This is a genomic window from Streptomyces hyderabadensis (assembly GCF_020404845.1).
GTDB classification, from domain to species: Bacteria; Actinomycetota; Actinomycetes; order Streptomycetales; family Streptomycetaceae; genus Streptomyces; species Streptomyces hyderabadensis.
Genome location: NZ_JAIOJZ010000021.1, coordinates 61,766 through 77,928 on the forward strand (window position 1 = coordinate 61,766; position 16,163 = coordinate 77,928).

The 16,163-nt window shown below is 72.5% G+C and carries 12 protein-coding genes; 2 read left to right on the forward strand and 10 right to left on the reverse strand.

All coding sequences use genetic code 11. The annotated features are described in order from the left end of the window. Position 1: 1 nt before the first annotated feature. From K7854_RS18165 to K7854_RS18175, 3 genes are all read right to left on the reverse strand, one after another. Positions 2 to 1,447 carry an aldehyde dehydrogenase family protein gene (locus K7854_RS18165; RefSeq protein ID WP_226027576.1) on the reverse strand — a complete coding sequence of 482 codons (1,446 nt, stop codon included), beginning with the start codon at positions 1,445 to 1,447 and terminating at the stop codon, positions 2 to 4. A 308-nt stretch (positions 1,448 to 1,755) separates the two neighbouring features. Then, entirely contained in the window at positions 1,756 to 3,405 is a 1,650-nt protein-coding gene (locus K7854_RS18170) for a PucR family transcriptional regulator (RefSeq protein WP_226027577.1), read from the reverse strand. Between the two features lie 159 nt (positions 3,406 to 3,564). Continuing rightward, positions 3,565 to 5,700 (reverse strand): ATP-binding protein, encoded by a 2,136-nt coding sequence (locus K7854_RS18175; protein ID WP_226027578.1) that lies wholly within the window; start codon positions 5,698 to 5,700, stop codon positions 3,565 to 3,567. A 296-nt stretch (positions 5,701 to 5,996) separates the two neighbouring features. Between K7854_RS18175 and gabT the strand changes: the two genes are divergently transcribed. Continuing rightward, positions 5,997 to 7,331: a 4-aminobutyrate--2-oxoglutarate transaminase gene (gene gabT / locus K7854_RS18180; RefSeq protein ID WP_226027579.1), complete on the forward strand. Its 1,335-nt coding sequence runs from the start codon at positions 5,997 to 5,999 to the stop codon at positions 7,329 to 7,331. A 434-nt stretch (positions 7,332 to 7,765) separates the two neighbouring features. Here the strand turns inward: gabT and K7854_RS18185 are convergent, their stop codons facing one another. Continuing rightward, positions 7,766 to 8,575 carry a tetratricopeptide repeat protein gene (locus tag K7854_RS18185; protein ID WP_226027580.1) on the reverse strand — a complete coding sequence of 270 codons (810 nt, stop codon included), beginning with the start codon at positions 8,573 to 8,575 and terminating at the stop codon, positions 7,766 to 7,768. Positions 8,576 to 8,619: 44 nt separating this feature from the next. Here K7854_RS18185 and K7854_RS18190 point away from each other — a divergent pair, with 44 nt between their 5' ends. Beyond that, positions 8,620 to 9,327 carry a phosphatase PAP2 family protein gene (locus K7854_RS18190; RefSeq protein ID WP_226027581.1) on the forward strand — a complete coding sequence of 236 codons (708 nt, stop codon included), beginning with the start codon at positions 8,620 to 8,622 and terminating at the stop codon, positions 9,325 to 9,327. On the opposite strand, the gene K7854_RS18195 is transcribed toward K7854_RS18190, so the two are convergent. From K7854_RS18195 to K7854_RS18220, 6 genes are all read right to left on the reverse strand, one after another. Continuing rightward, on the reverse strand, positions 9,266 to 11,098 hold the full coding sequence (locus K7854_RS18195) for a chitinase (RefSeq protein WP_226027582.1): 1,833 nt from the start codon (positions 11,096 to 11,098) through the stop codon (positions 9,266 to 9,268). The two genes, K7854_RS18190 and K7854_RS18195, sit on opposite strands and share 62 nt — an antisense overlap. Positions 11,099 to 11,185: 87 nt before the next feature. After that, positions 11,186 to 11,653, reverse strand: a complete 468-nt coding sequence (locus tag K7854_RS18200) for a hypothetical protein (RefSeq protein WP_226027583.1) — start codon at positions 11,651 to 11,653, stop codon at positions 11,186 to 11,188. 128 nt (positions 11,654 to 11,781) lie between these two features. Next, on the reverse strand, positions 11,782 to 13,209 hold the full coding sequence (locus tag K7854_RS18205) for an NAD(P)/FAD-dependent oxidoreductase (protein WP_226027584.1): 1,428 nt from the start codon (positions 13,207 to 13,209) through the stop codon (positions 11,782 to 11,784). Positions 13,210 to 13,243: 34 nt separating this feature from the next. Continuing rightward, entirely contained in the window at positions 13,244 to 14,056 is an 813-nt protein-coding gene (locus tag K7854_RS18210; RefSeq protein ID WP_226027585.1) for an ABC transporter permease, read from the reverse strand. Further along, positions 14,057 to 14,986, reverse strand: coding sequence for an ABC transporter permease (locus tag K7854_RS18215; protein WP_226027586.1), 930 nt, complete (start codon positions 14,984 to 14,986; stop codon positions 14,057 to 14,059). Then, entirely contained in the window at positions 14,986 to 16,161 is a 1,176-nt protein-coding gene (locus K7854_RS18220) for an ABC transporter ATP-binding protein (protein ID WP_226027627.1), read from the reverse strand. The genes K7854_RS18215 and K7854_RS18220 overlap by 1 nt, the downstream gene beginning before the upstream one ends. Between the last annotated feature and the right edge of the window lie 2 nt (positions 16,162 to 16,163).

Genomic DNA, 16,163 nt, shown 5'->3' on the forward strand with positions numbered 1-16,163 from the left:
GTCAGAGGGCGAGCCCGGTGAGGACCAGCACACGCTCGTAGGTGTAGTCGTCCATCGCGAACTTCACGCCCTCGCGGCCGACGCCGGACTGCTTGGCACCGCCGTACGGCATCTGGTCGGCTCGGTAGGAGGGGACGTCGCCGATGACCACGCCGCCGACCTCCAGGGCCCGGTGGGCACGGAAGGCGGCCTGGAGGTCGTGGGTGAACACGCCTGCCTGAAGACCGTACTTGGAGTCGTTGACGGCGGCGAACGCCTCGGCCTCGCCGGTCACCTTCTGCACGCTGAGGACCGGACCGAAGACCTCCTCGTGGGCCAGGGTGGTGTCGCTGGGCAGGTCGGTGAGGACGGTCGGGGCGTAGGAGGCACCGTCGCGCTTGCCGCCGGTGAGGAGCTTGGCGCCCGCGGTGACGGCCTCCTCGACCCACGCCGCCACGCGCTCGGCGGCGGCCTCGCTGACCAGCGGGCCGACGTCCGTGGCGTCGTCGTTCGGGTCACCGGTGACCTGGGCCTCGACGGCGGCGACGATGCGCGGCAGCAGCCGGTCGTACACGGCGGCGTCGGCGATCACCCGCTGAACGGAGATGCAGGACTGGCCGCCCTGGTAGTTGGAGAACGTCGCGATGCGGGACGCGGCCCGGTCCAGGTCCTCGTCGCTCGCCCAGTCGGCGAGGACGACGGCCGCGCCGTTGCCGCCCAGCTCCAGCGTGCAGTGCTTGCGGGGCACCGAGTCCATGATCGCGTAGCCGACGGTCTCGGAGCCGGTGAAGGAGATGACCGGCAGGCGCTCGTCCTGGACGAGGGCGGGCATGCGGTCGTTGGGGACCGGGAGGATGCTCCAGGAGCCGGCGGGCAGGTCGGTCTCGGCGAGCAGGTCGCCGAGGATCAGGCCGGAGAGGGGCGTCGCGGGGGCGGGCTTGAGGATGATGGGCGCGCCGGCGGCGATCGCGGGGGCGATCTTGTGGGCGCACAGGTTGAGCGGGAAGTTGAAGGGCGCGATGCCGAGGACGACGCCCTTGGGGAAGCGGCGGGTCAGCGCGAGGCGGCCCTGACCGCCGGCGTCCGTGTCGAGGCGCTGGGCCTCGCCGCCGTTGAAGCGGCGGGCCTCCTCGGCGGCGAAGCGGAACACCGAGATCGCGCGGCCGACCTCGCCGCGGGCCCACTTGATCGGCTTGCCGTTCTCGGCGGAGATCAGGCGGGCGATCTCCTCGGTGCGCTCCGTCAGGCGGCGGCCGACGTGGTCGAGGGCGGCGGCGCGGACGTGGGCGGGGGTCGCGGCGAAGTCCTCGCGGACGGCGTACGCGGCGGCGACGGCCTCTTCGACCTGGGCGTCGGTGGGGAGGCTCACCGTGCCGACGGTGGTGCCGTCCCAGGGGGAGGTGACGTCGAAGTCGGACTCGCCGGTGGCCTGGCGGCCGGCGAGCCAGAAGGCGTGGGTGGCAGTCATGTCGGGTCCCGGCCCTTCCGCGTTGGGGTGGTGTGTGGTGTGTGTACGCCGTGCGGGGTCCACGGTAGGGCGGGGTGAGGTGGCCCGTGTTTGTCCGGGGTGTCGTGGTGGGGGTGGGTTCTTCGACGGTGTGGCCAGGTGGGGGCGTGCGGGTGTGGGCGTTCCGGGTTTCGCCCCCGCCGCCCCTTCCCGTTCCGACCCCGGGGGCTGCCGCCCCCGGACCCCCGCTTCGGCCCTAACCGGGCCTCGTCCTCAAACGCCGGACGGGCTGAGTGCACCGGACGGCCGTCGGTGCCCGGAGTACGGGACTAGTCCGGCGCCGTTGCCTTCAGGGCCAGCCACAGCTCCATGCGGACGTCCGGGTCGTCCAGGGAGCGGCCCAGGATCTCCTCCACCCGGCGCATCCGGTAGCGCAGGGTGTGGCGGTGGACGCCCAGGTCGGCGGCGGCCGCGTCCCACTGGCCGTGCCGGGAGAGCCAGGCGCGCACGGAGGCGACCAGGTCGCCCCGGCCGGTGGCGTCGTGGTCGCGCAGCGCCCGCAGGAGGCCGTCGGCGAAGGCGCGCACCGCGTCGTCGGCGAGGAGCGGCAGCACCGAGCCGGCCGCCACGTGCTCGTGCTCCACGCAGACGCGGCCGCGCCGGCGGGCCACCGACAGGGCCTGCTGGGCCTGCTTGTAGGCGGCGGACGCGGCGATGGGGCCGGAGGGGGCGGAGAGACCGACGACGAGGCTCTCCTCGTCGCCGCCCGCCAGCGACTCGGACGCCGGGCGGGCCGCCTCCAGCGCCGACGCGTGCTCGACGCAGGCGGCGACGGCCGCGCCCCCGTCGGTGGCCAGCACCACCAGGCGTTCGCCCTCCGGGACGACCAGCACCGCCTCGCCGGAGCGGGCGGCCGCGGACTCCACGACCTCGGTGAGGGTGCCGAGCGGGTCGCCCCCCGTCTCGGCGGCCGGGTCACCGGTGGACTGTACGGCCGTGGCGGCTTTGGCCCTGGCCGCCGGTGACTCGGCGACGGCGATCCGGAACGGCGCGTCCAGCAGGCCGCCGTACAGGTCCCCGGCGACCGCGCGGGCGTGGTCGGGTTCGCCGGCCAGCAGCATGCGCAGTACGGCCGCGTCGATGCGCAGCCCGGCCTCGTGCAGGGAGCGGGAGCGTTCCGTGGTGAGGGTCAGCAGGGCGATGGCGGAGTGGACGGCGTACCGCTCGGCGGTGCCGAGGGCGGCGGCGGTGCCGACGGCGAGCGCGGAGCGGGGCCTGCGGGAGGTGCCCAGGGAGTGCAGCTCGACCCGGTCGGCGTTCTCGGGGTGTTCGGCGTTCTGGGCTCCGCCGACCACGGAGGAGGCGGGGGCGGGGCGCTCGCGCAGCCGTTGCACGTCCGCGGTGAGCTTCGCGGCCCTGCGGCCCGCCCACTCCGGTGCGGTGGCGACGACGGCGCCCGAGGCGTCGTACAGCGCCGCCCAGCCGTCGACCTGGGCGGCGAGCGCGGCCAGCAGGCCCTCCGGGCCGTCGGTCAGGGTCCGCCGGGTCAGCTCCCGCTGGGCGGCGAAGCCCGCGGTGACCGCCCGGTACTGGTCGGCGGCGATGGCGGCGGAGACGGCCTTGCTGATGGCGAGGAAGGGGGTGCGGCGCGGCACCTCCAGCAGCGGCAGGCCCTCCTGCCGGGCGGCGTCCACCAGCGCCTGGGGGATGTCGTCGTAGTTGACCCCGACGGCGAATCCGAGGCCCACCACTCCAGCGTCCGCCAGCCGTTTCACGTACCGGTGCATCGCCGCGGGGTCCTCGGCGTCCAGCTTCAGGGCGGTGATCAGCAGCAGTTCCCCGCCCTCCATGTAGGGCACGGGGTCGGCGAGTTCGCTGACGTGGGCCCAGCGCACCGGCACGTCGAGGCGGTCCTCGCCGGCCCGCACGGTCAGCTTGAGCGCCGAGTGGTGGACGAGCGAGGCGAGCGTGGGGGGCATGGGGCCTTGGCCTTCGGGTCTGCGTCGGGGGCGGGAGGCGGTCGCGGGGTCGGTGGTCGATGTGGAGCCGCTGTGATCTTTTGGCCGCCGCGTATGAACGACCTGTGTCGATTCTGCCTCACTGTACGGTCCCGGGTGCCCGCCCGGGGCCCGTACCGCTCACCCGCGCAGATCCACCAGCAGCGGCGGCGCGTGCTCCCCCTTCACGCTGGTCAGCGACAGCACCGCGTGCCCGGCCGGCACGGCGTGCGCCAGCTCGGAGGCCGACCAGCGTTCCCGCTCGACCTGGCGCACGGTCACCGCGCGCGCGGTGGGCGCCTTGCCGGTGATCACCCGGCGGAGCATGTGCACGGCCTTGCCCGCCGGGGTCTCGGCGATGATCTGCCGGTCGGTGACGTCGCGCGCCTCGGTCCACTCCTTGCCCCACACTTCGGCGAAGTCCTGCCCGTCCCAGGGGGTGAGCCCGGACAGCGCCATCCGGCACCCGATGGCCCCGAGCAGCGGTCCGCGCAGCGGGCGCGGTACGTCGTCCAGGGTGCGCAGGGTCAGGACCACGCCGGCCCCGGCGGAGCGCAGCCGCTGCACGCCCCGTACCGCCTCCGGCGTCACCACGCCGCTGGCGTCGTCCAGCACCAGGCAGGCGAAGAGCGAGCGGTCCTCCCGCACCGAGACGCTCGCGGTGAACTGGGCGAGCACCAGCCGCGCCAGCATCCGGGAGGCGTCGGCGTGACCGCGCTGGGGCAGGTCGATGCGGACCCGCACCGGGTGGTCGAGGGCCTTGAGGGAGAAGGGCCGGGACTGCCCGGAGGTGTCGAAGAAGGGGGCGAAGGCGGGGCGGTCCAGGAGCGCCACCCGGTCGGCCAGGACGCCGCCCACGTCCCCGGGCCGGTCCAGCTGGCGTTCGCGTGCGTCCAGCTCGCGCAGCAGGGAGTCGTGTCCGCCCGCGCGCAGCCCCTCGCGCAGCTCGGCCAGCGGTCCGGGCGCACCCTCCAGCAGCTGCCGCAGCTCCGGCACGCCGGGGAAGCGCCCGTGCACCGCGCGGAAGGGGCCGAGCAGCTGGGCGAGGACGGTGGTGGAGCGGCGGCTGTCGCCGCCCTGGTGCTGCTCGGCGAGGTCGCCGACCAGGGCCTCGGCGAGCACGAGGGCGGCCTCGTCGGGGTCGGTGGTGCCGCCGTAGAGGTCGAGGTCGTAGACGGAGTCCGGGTTGCCGATCCGGACGACGACGTCGTAGGCGTCGGCCGGGCCGAGGTCCGCGCCCGCCGCGCCGACCACGACGACCGCGGCGCGGCCGGCGAGCGCGTGCAGGCACAGCGACTCGGTGAGCGGACGCACCACGCTGCCGGTCTTGCCGGAGCCCGCGGGTCCGACGGCCAGCAGGGAGGTGCCGAGCAGTTCGGGGCCGAGGGCGAGACCGGCGCCGCGGTAGGCGTACGGGTTGCGGGCGTCGTCGGCGGCGGTGCCGATGCGCACCTGGCCGGTGACGAGGTCGTGCCGGGCCTGCCGGACGGGCAGGTCACGGGCACCGGAGGGGTGGGGGCAGGCGCCCGCGCCCTCGCTGAGCACGGCACCGGTGAAGGTGGCCAGGCTGTGCCGCCCGCGCTGCACGCCCTGCCAGGCGCGGGCGATGCGGGCGTGGTCCACGTCGCGCATCAGCCCGGAGCGGGCTTCGGCGGCGAGCCGTTCGGCGGCGTCGTGGGCGCCGGCGGCGCGGAGCGCGGGCCAGGCGGCGGGGTCCTCCTCGGGGGCGGGCGGGGGGCCGCCGGGTGCGGCGGCACGGCGCCAGGCGGGCGGGCCGTAGCGCCGCCAGATCTCGCCCCAGCGGCCCAGCCGGCCGACGGCGACCATGATGATGCCGGCGATCAGGACGTAGTAGGCGTAGACGACCACGACCGAGGCGAAGCTGTGCGGCTCGGCCCAGGAGTCCGGGATCATGGCGTAGAGGGGCAGCAGCCACCAGCCGCCGAGGTAGCCGTTCCACAGCAGCGACCAGACCAGCCAGCCGACGAGGAACGCGATCACCGCACCGCTCAGCAGCTGCCGTCCCGGCACCCGCTCGGGCTCCTCCTCGGGCCGCGGCCGGTGTCCGAACCGCCACACCCCGGGCAGGGCCTGGGGGCGCGGGGTGCGCAGCCAGGTCAGGAAGGCCGAGCCGTCCGAGGTCCCCGGCGCCCGCGTCGGCCGTGGCGGCACCGCGGGTGCCTCGGCGGGCTTCGCGGGCACCTGTGGAGGTCCCGCCGGGCGCGGCACCGGATTCGCATGCGTGCCCCGCGCGTCCCGGGTCCCGTCGCCGTCCATCGCCCTTGCCCCCTGACCAGCCGCTCCGTCCACCATCAGCGAGCCAATCTAACGCCCTCCCAGGGGGAGTTCACCGTTTACACGGCCGGGCCCGCGTCGACGTGTCCATATGCCGCCGTTCCCGGCACCTGTCCATGTCGGACAAGCGGCCGTCCGGACAACGCCCACATGGAGCATGCCCGCCCCGCACCGCCGGTCCTAGCCTGCGAGAAAAGAAGGCAAGCGTCCGTAAGATCCCGCGGATCCCGCCGGCACCCACCAGGTCCCGCGGATCCGGCACGACCCCAGGAGCCCCCATGACCGCACTTCCGCAGGAGCGCCGCGTCGTCACCGCCATCCCCGGCCCGAAGTCGCAGGAGCTGCAGGCCCGCCGCACGGCCGTGGTCGCGCAGGGGGTGGGCTCCACGCTGCCGGTCTTCGTCGCACGGGCCGGCGGCGGCGTCATCGAGGACGTCGACGGCAACCGCCTGATCGACTTCGGTTCCGGCATCGCGGTGACCTCGGTCGGCGCCTCCGCCGAGGCCGTCGTGCGCAAGGCGTCCGCGCAGCTCGCCGACTTCACCCACACCTGTTTCATGGTCACGCCGTACGAGGGCTACGTCGCCGTCGCCGAGGCGCTGGCCGAGCTGACGCCGGGCGACCACGCGAAGAAGTCGGCGCTGTTCAACAGCGGTGCCGAGGCCGTGGAGAACGCCGTCAAGATCGCACGTGCGTACACCAAGCGGCCGGCCGTCGTCGTCTTCGATCACGGCTACCACGGCCGGACCAACCTGACGATGGCGCTGACGGCGAAGAACATGCCGTACAAGCACGGCTTCGGCCCCTTCGCCCCCGAGGTCTACCGCGTGCCGGTCGCCTACGGCTACCGCTGGCCGACCGGCGCCGACAATGCTGGCCCGGAGGCCGCCGCCCAGGCGATCGACCAGATCACCAAGCAGGTCGGCGCCGAGAACGTGGCCGCGATCATCATCGAGCCGGTGCTCGGTGAGGGCGGTTTCATCGAGCCGGCCAAGGGCTTCCTCCCCGCGATCCGCGAGTTCGCCTCGGACAACGGCATCGTCTTCGTCGCGGACGAGATCCAGTCCGGCTTCTGCCGCACCGGTCAGTGGTTCGCCTGCGAGGACGAGGGCATCGTCCCGGACCTGATCACCACCGCGAAGGGCATCGCGGGCGGCCTGCCGCTGTCCGCCGTCACCGGCCGCGCCGAGATCATGGACGCCGCGCACTCCGGCGGCCTCGGCGGCACCTACGGCGGCAACCCGGTGGCCTGCGCGGGCGCGCTCGGGGCGATCGAGACGATGAGGGAGCTGGACCTCAACGCCAAGGCGAAGAACATCGAGGCGGTCATGAAGTCCCGCCTGGCCGCCATGGCGGAGAAGTTCGACGTCATCGGCGACGTCCGGGGCCGCGGCGCGATGATCGCGATCGAGCTGGTCAAGGACCGCGCCACCAAGGAGCCGCACCCGGAGGCGACCGCCGCGCTGGCCAAGGCCTGCCACCAGGAGGGCCTGCTGGTCCTGACCTGTGGCACCTACGGCAACGTGCTGCGCTTCCTGCCCCCGCTGGTGATCGGCGAGGACCTGCTGAACGAGGGCCTCGACATCATCGAGCAGGCCTTCGCCCGCCTCTGACGCAAGCCTTCGCCCGCCTCTGAGTACGAGTGCCGAACGCGCATCTGAGCCGCGTTTCGCACGCCTGGCGGGGCGAGCGGCAGAGCGTGTGAAGAACGTGTGCGGGGTGGATGTCAGGACGCCGATGGCCCTGTCCTGAGCGCACCCCCTGCCGTAGGTTCTACGCAGATGAGAGATGGACCCGCCCACAGGGGACTGTGGGCGGATCATCAGGACGAGGCTTCCCCGGCTTCGACCTGGTCGTGCCTCGCGCACACAACCGGAGCCCGCGGGTTCCGGCTTCCTCACCGATCGGACGGTCGCCCGCCCCAAACCCCCCGGGGCGCGCGGCGTTCCGGTCAGGACGGCCGCCTCGGCACTCGGGACGGTGGTTCACCGAAGGGCCGACACACTCCCCCCCTTGTGCCGGCCCTTCGGTGTTCCCTCCCCCGGTATCACGCCCCTGGTTCCTCCCCGGTGATGCGGGCGAGCAGGGCGCGGGCCTCGCCGGTGCGCGGATGGGACGGGTGCAGCTGCCGTTCGCAGTCGGCCAGCGACCGTCGTACGGCGTCCTCCGCCTCGGTGCGGCGGCCCAGTCCGTACAGGGCCTCGGCGGTGACCAGGTCCGGGTACCCGGCGGCGTAGCGGGGCCGCTGCGGCGGGATCCGGCGGACCTCGGCCAGCGCCTCCTCATGGCGGCCCTGGCCGTTCAGGCTACGCGCCAGCGTGGTGTTCAGGACGTCGGCGGCGGGCCCCTTCGCCCGGGGCAGGTTGCCGCGGGCGACTGCCTCCGCCTCCTCGTGGCGGCCCAGCCCGCACAGCACGACGGCCAGGTGCCCCAGGGTGTTGATCTCCAGCGCCGCGACCGGGGCGCGGTGGGCGATCCGGTTCAGCTCCCTCAGGACGCCGTTCGCCTCGGTCTCCGCCTCCGGGTACCGCTCCAGGCCGGCCAGGGCGACCACGCGGTTGCTGCGGGCGATCAGTCGCAGCATCTGCGAGTTGAGGCCGACCGGCTCCAGCTCCGCGATCAGCGTGTCCAGTTCGTCGAGCGCCTCGGCCATCCGTCCGTGCATGACGGCCGCGCCCGTGGCCAGCACCCTCGCCTCCCAGTGCGGCGGGCGCCTGCGCCAGGGGCGCCGCGGAAGGGCGGCCAGGGCCCGGGCCTCGGCCTCGACCTCCTCGTACCGGCCCTCGCTGGTCATCGCCTTCAGCCGGGCGAAGGTCTCGCCCCACTGGCTGTCCCGTGCCGTTCGTATGGTCGTCACGGGCGGTGAGAATACGGGAGGGCGGACCTGCGAAGCTGGGCGTCATGCCGGTTCCCGCCCGCTCCCGCGTCCTGCCCGCCCTCGTCGGGCTGCCCGCCCTCCTCTTCGCGCTGATCACCTGGCAGGTGCTCGCCGACGGTCCTCTGGTCGGGTTGGACGAGCGGCTGAGCAGGGCGCTCGTCCACCCGGACCGGCTCTCCGAGCTGCTGTCCGACCTCGGCAACGTGCAGGTGGCCGTGCCCGTCCTGGTCGTGGCGCTGGCGTACGTGGCGTGGCACGGGCGGGTCACAGGTGTGGACCTCTGGTGGCTGCCGCCCCTGGCCGGGGCGCTGTCGATGGTGCTGGTGCCCGCGCTGGTCGCGCCGCTGAAGGAGTGGACCGACCGCCCCGGTACCCCGGCGGTGCCGCCCGCCACCGGCTACTACCCCTCGGGGCACACCGCCACCGCGGTCGTGGCGTACGGCGCGGCGACGCTGCTGCTGCTCTGGCGGCTGCGCGCGCCCGCCGTGCGCCGGGGGCTGGTCGTGCTGTGTGCCCTGCTCGTCCTCGGCACCTCGTACGGGCTGGTGCGGCGGGGCTACCACTGGCCGCTGGACGTGGTGGCCAGTTGGTGCCTCGGGGTGGTGCTGCTGGCCGGGGTCCGGCTGGTGGTCCGCCGGACCCCGGACGGCAGCCGGACCCCGCCGGGGATCAGCCGAAGTACGCGTCGAAGTTCTTCTGGAACTCCCAGTTCGAGTAACGGTCCCAGTTGATCGACCAGGTCATCAGGCCGCGCAGGGCGGGCCAGGTGCCGTGGGTCGCGTACGAGCCGCAGTCGGTCTTCTTGGTCAGGCAGTTCAGGGCCTTGGTGACCTCGGCCGGGGAGACGTGGCCGTTGCCCGCCTGGGTGGAGGCCGGCATGCCGATGGCGACCTGGTCCGGGCGCAGCGGCGGGAAGACGTTGTTCGCGTCGCCGGCGACCGGGAAGCCGGTCAGCAGCATGTCGGTCATGGCGATGTGGAAGTCGGCGCCGCCCATGGAGTGGTACTGGTTGTCGAGGCCCATGATCGAGCCGGAGTTGTAGTCCTGGACGTGCAGCAGGGTCAGGTCGTCGCGCAGGGCGTGGATGACCGGCAGGTAGGCGCCGGCCCGCGGGTCCTGGCCGCCCCACTTGCCGGTGCCGTAGTACTGGTAGCCGAGCTGGACGAAGAAGGTCTCCGGGGCCATGGTCAGCACGAAGTCCTCGCCGTACTTGGCCTTGAGGGTCTTCACGGCCGAGATGAGGTTGACGATGACCGGGGTCTTCGGATTCTTGAAGTCCGTGTCGTCGGCGTTCAAGGAGAGGGAGTGGCCCTCGAAGTCGATGTCGAGGCCGTCCAGGCCGTACTCGTCGATGATCGCGGAGACGGAGGAGACGAACTTGTCGCGGGCGGCGGCGGTGGTGAGCTGCACCTGGCCGTTCTGGCCGCCGATGGAGATCAGCACCTTCTTGCCGGCCGCCTGCTTTGCTTTGATCGCGGCCTTGAACTCGGCGTCGCTCTCCACGTTCGGGCACTCGGCGACCGGGCAGCGCTCGAAGCGGATGTCCCCGGAGGTGACCGAGGTGGGTTCGCCGAAGGCCAGGTCGATGACGTCCCAGCTGTCGGGCACGTCGGCCATGCGGGTGTAGCCGGAGCCGTTGGCGAAGCTGGCGTGGAGGTAGCCGACCAGGGCGTGGGCCGGGAGGTCGGAGGAGCCGCCGCCGTCGTCCGGGCGCTGGGCGGTGGTCGCGGTGACCGTGGCCGAACGCGCCGACTCGCCCGCGTTGTTGACCGCGGTGACCTGGAAGGAGTACGCGGTCGAGGGGGTCAGGCCGGTCACGGTGGTGGAGGTGCCGGTGACCGAGCTGACCTTGGTGCCGTCGCGGTAGACGGCGTAGCCCGTCGCGCCCGGCACCGGTGACCAGGACAGGGCGACGCTGGAGGAGGTCACCGAGCCGGCCTTCAGGCCGCCGGGGGCCGCCGGGGGCTGGCCCGTCTCGCCGCCCGGGCCGGTGAGGGAGATGTCGTCGGCGTGGTAGGCGCCGGTGCCGTACCAGCCGTGGGTGTAGATCGTGACCTTGGTGGTCGACGGGCCGGTGCGGAAGGTGGTGGTGAGCTGCTGCCAGTCGGGGGCGGACTGGGCCCAGGTGGAGACGTCGGTGGTGCCGGTACCGCTCGCGCCGAGGTAGACGTAGGTGCCCCGGACGTAGCCGGAGAGCGTGTACTGGGAGTCCGGTTTGACGGACACGGTCTGGGCGCAGCGGGCGTTGTCGGCCCCGGCCGGGGTGGCCTTCAGGGCGGCCGTGCCGCTGTGCACGGGCGAGGTCACGGTGGTGCCCGCGGTGCAGGTCCAGCCGTCGAGGGCGGACTCGAAGCCGCCGTTGCGGGCGAGGTCCGCGTCGGCCGCACGGGCGGCCGACGTGAGCGCGGTCAGGCCGGACGCGGCGAGCGCCGCGGCCGTGAGCACGGTGACGAGGGGGCGACGGGCGAGAGGTCTGGCGCGTTGTACGCGTGCGCGTTCCACAAGTGCCTCCGGACATGGGGGAGATGGGGAGGGTGGAGCGCGCCCAATTTGGTCCAGACCAATTCTGTTGTCAACCCCTTGCGCACGTCACTCCCGCTGCGCCCCGCCCTCCTCCCCCGCCAGGGCCGCCGCCGCCTCGTGCATCGCCAGCTCCAGGAGCGAGGGGTCGGTGAGGGTGCCGGTGCCGTCCGGCGGGATCAGCCAGCGGGTGCCTCCGGACGACAGCCCGCCGGGGTACGGCACCACGATCCAGGTGCCGAGCCCGGCGGTCCGGATGCCGGTGCCGACCCAGCGGGCGGCCGTTCCGGCCGGGACGAAGAAGCCCGTGCGCGCGTCGCCGAAGTCGGCGAGCACCGGGCCGGGCTGGTCGAGCACGCGGGAGAGCACGTCCAGGGTCGGATAGCCGAGCCTGCTCGGCAGGATGAGCACGTCCCAGGCCTTGCCGGCGGGCAGCAGCGCGACGCCCGAGGGGTCGCGCTCCCAGTCCCGGCGGCAGGACTCGGGATCCGGTGCGACGGATGCCAGCCACGCGACCGCCGTCTTCGCACCAGGCATGTGAAACCTCCCTTTCACTCGTCGACGCGGGTGCGTCACGAGGGAGAGGGAGGTCTCCCGGCCGCATTACGCGGGTTGCGGTACTTCGTTGGGGTGAACCGGGTCACACGCCCGCTCACCGGTCCGGCTCAGCTGTCGAAGCCGAGGCCCAGGCGGTCCATCGTGCGCAGCCACAGGTTGCGGCGGCCGCCCTGCGCGTCGGCGCGGGCCAGCGACCACTTGGTGAGCGCGATACCGGTCCAGGCGAAGGGTTCGGGCGGGAAGGGCAGCGGCTTCCTGCGCACCATCTCCAGCTCGGTGCGCTCGGTGCGCTCCCCCGCCAGCAGGTCCAGCATCACCTCGGCGCCGAACCGGGTGGCGCCGACGCCGAGGCCGGTGTACCCGGCCGCGTAGGCGACCTTGCCCTGGTGCGCGGTGCCGAAGAAAGCCGAGAAGCGCGAGCAGGTGTCGATGGCGCCGCCCCAGGCGTGGGTGAAGCGGACGCCCTCCAGCTGCGGGAAGCAGGTGAAGAAGTGCCCGGCGAGCTTGGCGTAGGTCTCGGGCCGGTCGTCGTACTCGGCGCGCACCCGGCCGCCGTAGGGGTAGATCGCGTCGTAACCGCCCCACAGGATCCGGTTGTCGGCGGACAGCCGGAAGTAGTGGAACTGGTTGGCGCTGTCCCCGAGGCCCTGCCGGTTGTGCCAGCCGATCGAGGCGAGCTGCGCCTCGCTGAGCGGCTCGGTCATCAGGGCGTAGTCGTAGACCGGGACAGTGTACGAGCGCACCCGCTTGACCAGGTTCGGGAAGATGTTGGTGCCGAGCGCGACCGTGCGGGCGCGGACCCCGCCGTACGGCGTGCGCACGGCCATGCCGGCGCCGTACGGCTTGAGGGTGAGCGCCGGGGTGTGCTCGTAGACGCGCACGCCGAGGGCGAGGCAGGCGCGCTTGAGGCCCCAGGCGAGCTTGGCGGGGTTGACCATCGCCACGCCGCGCCGGTCCCACAGTCCGGCCCGGAAGGTCGGGGAGTCGACCTGTTCCCGCACGGCCTCGGCGTCCAGGTACTCGATGCCCTCGGCGAGGTTCTTGCCGCGGATCTCCTCGTACCACTCCGCCAGTTCCCGGGCCTGGTAGGGCTCGGTGGCGACGTCGATCTCGCCGGTGCGCTCGAACTCGCAGTCGAGGCCGTGCCGGGCGACCGCCTCCTCGATGGCGTCGAGGTTGCGGGCGCCCAGCTCCTCCAGCTTGTGGATCTCCCCGGGCCAGCGGGTCAGGCCGTTGGAGAGCCCGTGGGTGAGGGAGGCGGCGCAGAAGCCGCCGTTGCGGCCGGAGGCGGCCCAGCCCACCTCGCGGCCCTCGACCAGCACCACGTCCCGGTCCGGGTCGCGCTCCTTGGCGATCAGCGCGGTCCACAGTCCGCTGTAGCCGCCGCCGACGACCAGCAGGTCGCAGGTCTCGGCGCCGGTGAGCGCGGTCTCGGGGCGGGGGCGGCCGGGGTCGTCCAGCCAGTACGGGACCGGCTGGGCGTCGGAAAGGGATTTCGTCCAGTCGTTGCTGCGGCTCATGGCGCTAGGGGCCATGATTTCAACTCCCTACGAGTACAGCTGATGTGCTTTATGCCTTGCGGCGGTTTCGGCGGTTGCCGATGACCATGGAGGCCAGGACGAACAGTACGGCGATCACGAACATGGCCGTACCGATGACGTTGATCTGGACGGGCGTGCCGCGCTGGGCCGACCCCCAGACGAACATGGGGAAGGTGACGGTGGAGCCCGCGTTGAAATTGGTGATGATGAAATCGTCGAAGGAGAGCGCGAAGGCCAGCAGCGCGCCGGCCGCGATGCCGGGGGCGGCGATGGGCAGCGTGACCCGGACGAAGGTCTGGAAGGGACCGGCGTACAGGTCCTGAGCGGCCTGCTCCAGCCGCGGGTCCATCGACATCACGCGCGCCTTGACCGCCGTCACGACGAAGCTGAGGCAGAACATGATGTGGGCGATCAGGATCGTCCAGAAGCCCAGCTGAGCACCCATGTTGAGGAACAGGGTGAGCAGCGAGGCGGCCATCACGACCTCGGGCATCGCCATCGGCAGGAAGATCAGCGAGTTGATCGCGCCGCGCGCCCGGAAGCGGTAGCGGACCAGCGCGAAGGCGATCGCGGTGCCGAGCGCGGTGGCGCCGAGCGTCGCCCACAGGGCGATCTGGAGGCTGAGCGAGAGGGAACCGCACAGCCCGGCTACCCCGCACGGGTCCTTCCAGGCGTCCGTGGAGAACTGCTGCCATTCGTAGTTGAAGCGCCCGTTCGGCTTGTTGAACGAGAACACCGTGACGATGACGTTGGGCAGCAGCAGATAGGCGAGCGTCAGCAGTCCGGCGATCACGACCAGATTGCGCTTGAACCAGTTCTTGAAGGAGGTGACGAAGGCCATTTAAACCAGATCCTCCGTCCCGGACTTGCGAATGTAGAAGGTGACCATGGCGAGAATCGCGGCCATGAGGACGAAGGACAGTGCCGCCGCCGTCGGATAGTCCAGCACCCTCAGGAACTGGGACTGGATCACGTTTCCGATCATTCCGGTGTCCGCCGAGCCCAGCAGCGAGGCGTTGACGTAGTCGCCGGTGGCCGGGATGAAGGTCAGCAGGGTGCCGGAGACGACGCCCGGCATCGACAGCGGGAAGGTGACCTTGCGGAAGACGGTGGAGGGCTTCGCGTACAGGTCCCCCGCCGCCTCGTGCAGCCGGCCGTCGATGCGCTCCAGGGAGGTGTACAGCGGCAGGATCATGAAGGGCAGGAAGTTGTAGGTCAGGCCGCAGACCACCGCGAGCGGTGTGGCCAGCACCCGGTCGCCGGAGGTCCAGCCCAGCCAGCTGGTGACGTCCAGGACGTGCAGCGTGTTCAGGGCGCCGACCACCGGGCCGCCGTCCGCGAGGATGGTCTTCCAGGCCAGGGTGCGGATCAGGAAGCTGGTGAAGAACGGCGCGATCACCAGGATCATGATCAGGTTCCGCCAGCGGCCCGCGCGGAAGGCGATGAGGTACGCGAGCGGGTAGCCGAGCAGCAGGCACAGCACGGTCGCGGAGGCGGCGTAGGCGACCGAGCGCAGGAACTGCGGCCAGTACTCGGACACCGCGTCCCAGTAGGTCGCGAAGTGCCAGGTGACCTTGTAGCCCTCCTCCAGCGAGCCCGTCTGCACGGAGGTGGAGGCCTGGTAGACCATCGGCGCCGCGAAGAAGACGACCAGCCACAGGATGCCGGGCAGCAGCAGCCAGTACGGCGTCCAGCGGCCGCGTATGCGCGGGGGCTTCTGCTCCGGCGCGGCCGGGGTGAGCGGCGGTGGCGCCTCGGTGAGGGTGGACATCAGGCGGCCTCGCCCTCGGCCACACCGGCGTCGATGTCCTGGGCCGCGTCGAGCCCGAAGGTGTGCGCCGGGTTCCAGTGCAGGACGACCTCGGCGCCGGGCGCGAGGCGGGGGTCGCGGTCGATGTTCTGGGCGTAGACCTCGAACTCGGGGCAGGCGGCGCAGTCCACGACGTACTGGGTGGAGACGCCGATGAAACTGGTGTTGCTGATCGTGCCGGTGATGCGGTTGCGGCCCTCGGGGATGGAGCCGGCGTCGTCCGCATGGGTGAGGCTGATCTTCTCGGGGCGGACCCCGACCAGGACCTTGCCGCCCGCCTTCGCCGGGGCGGAACATCGCGCGCCCGGCAGCACGAGCTTGTCCCCGGCCGCCTTCACGACGACGTCCTCGCCGCCGCGGGTGTCGACCTCGGCCTCGATGAGGTTGGAGGTGCCCAGGAAGTTGGCGACGAAGGTGGTCCGCGGGTTCTCGTACAGGTCGGCGGGGGCGCCCAGCTGCTCGACGCGGCCCGCGTTCATCACGGCGACCTGGTCGGCCATCGTCATGGCCTCCTCCTGGTCGTGGGTGACGTGCACGAAGGTGATGCCGACCTCGGTCTGGATGCGTTTGAGCTCCAGCTGCATCTGGCGGCGCAGCTTGAGGTCGAGGGCGCCGAGGGGCTCGTCGAGGAGCAGCACCTTGGGGTGGTTGATCAGGGCGCGGGCGACCGCGACGCGCTGCTGCTGGCCGCCGGAGAGCTGGTGCGGCTTCTTGCGCGCCTGCTCGCCGAGCTGCACCAGGTCGAGCATCTCGCCGACCTGCTTCTTCACGCTCTTGATGCCGCGCCGGCGCAGGCCGAAGGCGACGTTCTCGTAGATGTCGAGGTGCGGGAAGAGGGCGTAGGACTGGAACACCGTGTTGACCGGCCGTTTGTAGGGCGGCAGTGCGGTCACGTCCTGGTCGCCGAGGTGGACGGTGCCGCTGCTCGGCTCCTCCAGCCCGGCGATCATGCGCAGGGTGGTGGTCTTGCCGCAGCCGGAGGCGCCGAGCAGGGCGAAGAAGGAGCCCTCGGGCACGGTCAGGTCGAGCGGGTGCACGGCGGTGAAGGAGCCGTAGGTCTTGCCGATGCCGGCGAGGCGGACGTCGCCGCCGCCGTCCGTCGCGGCTTTCTGGTTCTTCGTCGTGTTGGTCGTCATCG